The 5,076-nt window shown below is 58.1% G+C and carries 6 protein-coding genes and 1 pseudogene; 2 read left to right on the top strand and 5 right to left on the bottom strand.

The genetic code is table 11. The features are described from left to right. Positions 1-222, top strand: a 222-nt coding sequence (locus BMIN_RS08435) for an IS3 family transposase (protein WP_238565650.1), incomplete at its 5' end; no start/stop codon positions are given. A 285-nt stretch (positions 223-507) separates the two neighbouring features. Here the strand turns inward: BMIN_RS08435 and BMIN_RS07815 are convergent. From BMIN_RS07815 to BMIN_RS07800, 4 genes are all read right to left on the bottom strand, one after another. After that, positions 508-1,212: a Crp/Fnr family transcriptional regulator gene (locus BMIN_RS07815; protein ID WP_051126513.1), complete on the bottom strand. Its 705-nt coding sequence runs from the start codon at positions 1,210-1,212 to the stop codon at positions 508-510. Between the two features lie 85 nt (positions 1,213-1,297). Next, positions 1,298-1,885 carry a ferritin family protein gene (locus BMIN_RS07810; RefSeq protein ID WP_022861930.1) on the bottom strand — a complete coding sequence of 196 codons (588 nt, stop codon included), beginning with the start codon at positions 1,883-1,885 and terminating at the stop codon, positions 1,298-1,300. Next, positions 1,885-2,115 carry a heavy-metal-associated domain-containing protein gene (locus BMIN_RS07805; protein WP_022861931.1) on the bottom strand — a complete coding sequence of 77 codons (231 nt, stop codon included), beginning with the start codon at positions 2,113-2,115 and terminating at the stop codon, positions 1,885-1,887. Before BMIN_RS07805 ends, BMIN_RS07810 begins: the two co-directional genes overlap by 1 nt. Before the next feature lie 61 nt (positions 2,116-2,176). Continuing rightward, the gene (locus BMIN_RS07800) at positions 2,177-4,078 is read right to left on the bottom strand and encodes a heavy metal translocating P-type ATPase (protein ID WP_051126511.1); all 1,902 of its coding nucleotides are present in this window, start codon (positions 4,076-4,078) and stop codon (positions 2,177-2,179) included. Positions 4,079-4,552: 474 nt separating this feature from the next. Between BMIN_RS07800 and BMIN_RS09010 the strand changes: the two are divergent. Beyond that, positions 4,553-4,846, top strand: a pseudogene (locus tag BMIN_RS09010) (transposase family protein); the annotation flags it as partial. 116 nt (positions 4,847-4,962) lie between these two features. Here the strand turns inward: BMIN_RS09010 and BMIN_RS08430 are convergent. Next, on the bottom strand, positions 4,963-5,076 hold a 114-nt coding region (locus BMIN_RS08430; RefSeq protein ID WP_238565651.1), incomplete at its 5' end, for an ATP-binding protein.

Below are 5,076 nucleotides of genomic sequence, written 5' to 3'. Positions count from 1 at the left end.
GCAGGAAGGGCTGCTCCCCGGACAACTCAGCGGCCGACGGGATTCTTCGGCCGCATGAAGACCGAAGCCGTCTACCCCGAGCACTGGGAACAATTGACCTGCCGTCAAGTCATGGAACACGTCGACACGTACATGCACTGGTACAACCATGAGCGTATCAAACAATCCCTGGGATGGAAAAGTCCCGTACACTATAGAATGCAACAAGGGCTAGCGGCCTAAACCATCTCCAAGAAAACGTCCGCAGCCCCTTATCCGGGGTGAAGGCAGAAGATATGAAAAAAGAACGCAAGATGAATGAGCTTCTCGCCACAATCTTCACTCAGATCTCGGCGCCCCGGCTCGTCGGGGATGAGTGAACTCAGACTCTACCTGCACATCTGACACTTTTTTCAGATGTGCAGGTAGTCAGAAATGTCGGCTTAGGTCTTGTGTCACAACGGGTTAAACGTTTCCTTCGTGTACCTGCACATCTGAACTTTTCGTCAGATGTGCAGGTAGAGGGCGTCAGATATCTTCCAGCTCATCCTGGTTGAGAATCTGAATCTCGCGCCGCCGCCGTGCAATGAGCCCATCGTCCTCCAGCACCTTCAGCTTGCGCGACAGTGTCTCGGGAGTGGTGCCGAGAAGGTGCGCCAGCTCTTTCATGCGGATCGGAAGGCTGAAACGCAACGAGCCTGACGCCTTGGCGATATCGAGGAGATAGGCGGCCAGGCGCTCCTCCACACGGTCCATGCCGAGGAACCCGTTGAGCTGCTCCAACGAGACGAGCTTCGCGGCGTTGAGCTCCAGCAACCGAACACTGAGGAGGGGCTGCTCAAGAAGTACTTTGTGGAAGGCGGAGTGGGAGAGAAGGCACACTTCAGTGGTTTCAAGGGCCTGTCCGTAGAGAGAGTCGTTGGGTTGACCGAGCAGCCACGCCTCGCCTTCGTACCCGCCGGGCTCCTGCACGCGGAGCAGTTGTTCGCGCCCGCTGCGGCTCATGCGGTAGACCTTCATGGAGCCTCTGGCAACGATGAGAAGCTTCAGCTCGTCGCCGGGCATGAACACCTGATCGCCCTTTTCGAAGATGCGGTGGTGCAGTTGGCTGTCGATGAAGTCCTGGTCGTTTTGCGGCAGTTCGGAGAAGAGCGGCACAAGTCCGGCGCAGCGGTGGTCGTGTGTGGGGCTTACGTGATGTGCATGACTCGGATCTTTAACCGTCTTATCCATGTTTTCCACGATCCCCATCCTTTCACCACTCTGCTGCGCCGGCCAGTTCACCCTCGGCTCATTCATTTACCTGTTTGCTGACGGCTCACTCGTCGTCATCGTCGTCGTCATCATCATCGACTTCCTTATACAGACCGTCGGTCGGATCGTTGCCGAGGAAGAGCTGCGCCTCGAGAATCTGCTGCTTGGCCCAGAAGCGGAAGTCGCTTAGAACCGAGCTAAGCGCGGTCTTACCCTCGTTATCCGCCAGGGCAATGGCCTTGCCGACGAAGATGAGCTGCCAGTCGAAGTCGTGAATGAGGTCGGTCAGCTGATCCTCGCCCGCTGCGTATTTGCGTACCGGGTCCTCGGTGAGCTTGCCGTATTCATTGAGCTGTTCAGTCGTGGTCGGCACCATCTCGTTGTCGCTGACCAGCACCGAGTCGAGGCGTTCAATCGTTTCCGTCTCAACGGCGATCCACTGTGCGGCGTGCTGCTCAAGGAAGAGGCGTGTGGTGCCCTTCGCGAACAACTTCGCTTGACGAATCTTGAGGATGTCGAGGAAGAGATTTGAGATGATGTGGCCGGTCATCGCGCCAGCGGTGGGGGTGTGGTGGTCCTTGTCGGATTGCGCGGCTTCCTGCTCGTAGCGTTCCTGTGGGGTGAGGGGCTGTGCGCTCGTGGTGTTTGTCATTATTTCTGCTCCTTTACTGTTACTTTTTCTACTGAATAACCCAGCTCGCTGACGACGTTGGCGAGAGTCTGTGCGTCGGTCGCGTTCTCGTCGAAGGCTGCCTTGACCTTGCCTGCGTTGAAGAGCACGTTGACCTCTCCGACGCCGTTTTGCTTTGTTAATGCCGTTTGGATGGTGGTGAGGCAGGACGGGCATGTCATCCCGTTGACCTTCAGAATTGCTTTCTGCATGATGTCCTCGTTTCCGTACGTTTCCGTACTTGTTTCCTTGTGATTTTTACTTTAAGTGCGGCTAGTTCTTTCGCACTTGACCTCCGTCAAGTTTTTTGCGAAGCAGACGAAGCGCGTTGACAACCACGATGAGAATGCTCGCCTCGTGGACCAACATGCCCGATGCCATATAGATGAATCCGGCGAAGAGACCGATGAAGAGGAAGAGCACGGTCGCCAGGGCGATGCCGATGTTCTCGCGTGTGTTCGCAACCGTCGAGCGTGCGATGGAGTAGGCGGTGGGCAGCTTGGAGATGTCGGAGTTGAGAAGCACCACATCCGAGATTTCGACGGCCGTCGCGGTGCCATTGCCCATGGCGATGCCGAGATCCGCGGCCACCAGAGCCGGGCTGTCGTTGATTCCGTCACCGACGAAGGCCACCTTACGTCCTTGGGTTTGCAGTTGCTTGATGAAGTCCGCCTTGTCTTGTGGGAGGAGGCCTCCGTGCGCTTCGTCCAAGCCAAGCTCTCCGGCGATGGCGTCGACGGTTGCTTGTCCATCTCCCGAAAGCATGACGAGATGCTTGATGCCACGTTCTCTCAGTTGGGAGAGTGCGGTAATGGTAGTTGGGCGCAGTGCGTCACCGATTCCTGCGATGATGCGCAGTTGGCCATCCACTGCCACGTACACCAGCGAAAGCCCTTGGTGCTTCCACTCGTTAGTGTCGTTGTCGCCGGTGGTGTGGGCGATGTTCTCGGCGGCCAGTAGCGCTTCGTTTCCGATGGCGACGTGGTGCCCTTCGACGCTTGCGACGATTCCCTTGCCGGCGATGACATGGGTTTCCGAGACTGCCGGGAGGTTCGCGATGTCGATGGAGTGTGTGGTGCGTGCATATTCGACGATGGCGGCGGCCAATGGGTGAGAGGATTCGCGTTCGGCGCTGGCGGCGAGATGCCAGGCGAGGACGTCCTCCGAAAGCGTCTGTGCGTGCACCACCGCGGGGTGACCGGTGGTGAGGGTGCCGGTCTTATCGAAGACGACGGTATCCACCTCACTGAGCGACTGCAGCATTTGCGCGCCCTTTGCCAGCACGCCGTGCCGTGCGCCGAGACCGATACCTGCGACGTTGGAAACCGGAACTCCGATCACCAACGCACCAGGGCAACCCAGCACGAGGATGGTAATGGCGAGGCGGACGTCTTGGGTGACGATGCCAACGATGAGCGCGATGAGCAATACGACGGGCGTGTAGTACTTGGAGAAGCGATCGATAAAACGCTGGGCGCCGGTCTTGGAATCCTCGGCCTCTTCTACGAGTTCGAGAATCTTTCCGAAGACGGTGTCCTCGCCCACCTTGGTGGCCTGCACCACAATGGTTCCGTCGGTGAGATTGGTGCCGGCGAATACCTCGTCGCTACCCTCCGCGCTTTTATGGCGGGGGAGCGGCTCGCCGGTGACGCTTGCCTCGTCAAGATGACCATCGCCGAAAACAATGCGGCCATCTACCGGTACTTGACTTCCCGTTTTCACCAGGAGGTAGTCGTCCTCGTCGATTTCGTCCACATCCACCTCTTCGGCGTTGCGATCGGTGGGGGACTCCACGCGCCAGGCCGTCTGCGGCGCGAGTTCCGTAAGCTCCTTGATGGCCGAGCGCGTCTTGGCGAGAGTCGCATCTTCAATGACTTCACCCAGCAGGAAGAGCCATGTGACGATTCCCGCCTCGCTGAACTCGCCGATGATGAGTGCGCCGATGACCGCCACACTCACCAACAGCTCAATGGAGACGACTTTGAACTTCAACGAGTTGATGGCCTTGATAATCAGCGGTACAAGTCCTATCACGCCAACCGCTCCATACAGCCAGTTGGAGATGAATCCGAGGCCGAACGCGTATTGAAGCAGGAGTGCGGCGGCGACGAAAACCGTCATGCCGATGACTATGGTGCGTTTATTGTTTGCGAAAAACTTCTGTAGGGTTAACATCTTTTCTCCTTTGTTCTGCCTTTAAACCTAGGAGGGCAGAGAGCAGGAGAAGTTGACCGCAGTCAAGAATCGGAAAATTACCGAGAAATATTTGGGAACCGCCTGTGGGCGAGCGTCGGATTACTGATGGTGACGTATCTTTTCCCAGCCGTGGCCTGCGGGAGAAATCCATACGAGGCCCGCGATGACAACGAGAGTGGCCACTGCCCGGAATGCCCCGCCTGCTCCGGTGAATGCGTTCGCAAGCAGGTGCGTGGCGAGGGGTGTGAGCCCATAGATCACGATGAGACTGGCAGCGATCAGTGAGATTCCAAGGAGATAGCCCTTCTGATCAAAGCTCACCTGTGCGCGCACGATCTGGATGGCGAGGAAAATAAGGCACAGCGCCACGAAAGGAAGGCTGAAATACAGGCTTTTCGCTGTTTGGTGTGGGTGGCTGGTCGGGTGGAGGTGGCTGGCGGGTAGTTTGGGGGTATGGATACCACGTTGTTGTTCACCGCCGCCTTGCAGTTGCCTGATCCTTGGAGGGTTTCGGGTGTGGAGTTGCGTGACGGGGAGGGCGGCAGACGCGAATCGCGCATCACGATCGGATTCGAGCCCGGCTCGCGTTTTTCTTGCCCGCATGCGGGGTGCGGGCGGGAGGCGTGCCCGATGCATGATGTCAGGAACCGGGTGTGGCGGCGCTTGAACTTCTTCCGGTACGAGGCGTTCATCCACGCGGGCGTGCCGCGCGTATCATGCCCCGAGCACGGCGTGCGTGCGGTGCCGGTGTGTGTTTTGTCAAGTTGTTGTTGGCCGTTGTGGCGTGTGTTGGCGTCCGTTTGAGCGGTTGGTTTTAGGCCATGTTGGCGTTGGCTGGTCCTATCTGTCCGGTTGTGTGTTTTCTATTGCATGAGGGCGTGGGTTTTGCGCCAGGAGTCGCCCTCGAATCTGATCATGCGTCCGTGGTGGATGGTGCGGTCGATGATGGCGGCGGCCATGTTGGGGTCGCCGAACAC

Source organism: Bifidobacterium minimum (assembly GCF_000741645.1).
Classification (GTDB): domain Bacteria; phylum Actinomycetota; class Actinomycetes; order Actinomycetales; family Bifidobacteriaceae; genus Bifidobacterium; species Bifidobacterium minimum.
This window is presented reverse-complemented; position numbering and strand designations above follow the sequence as displayed.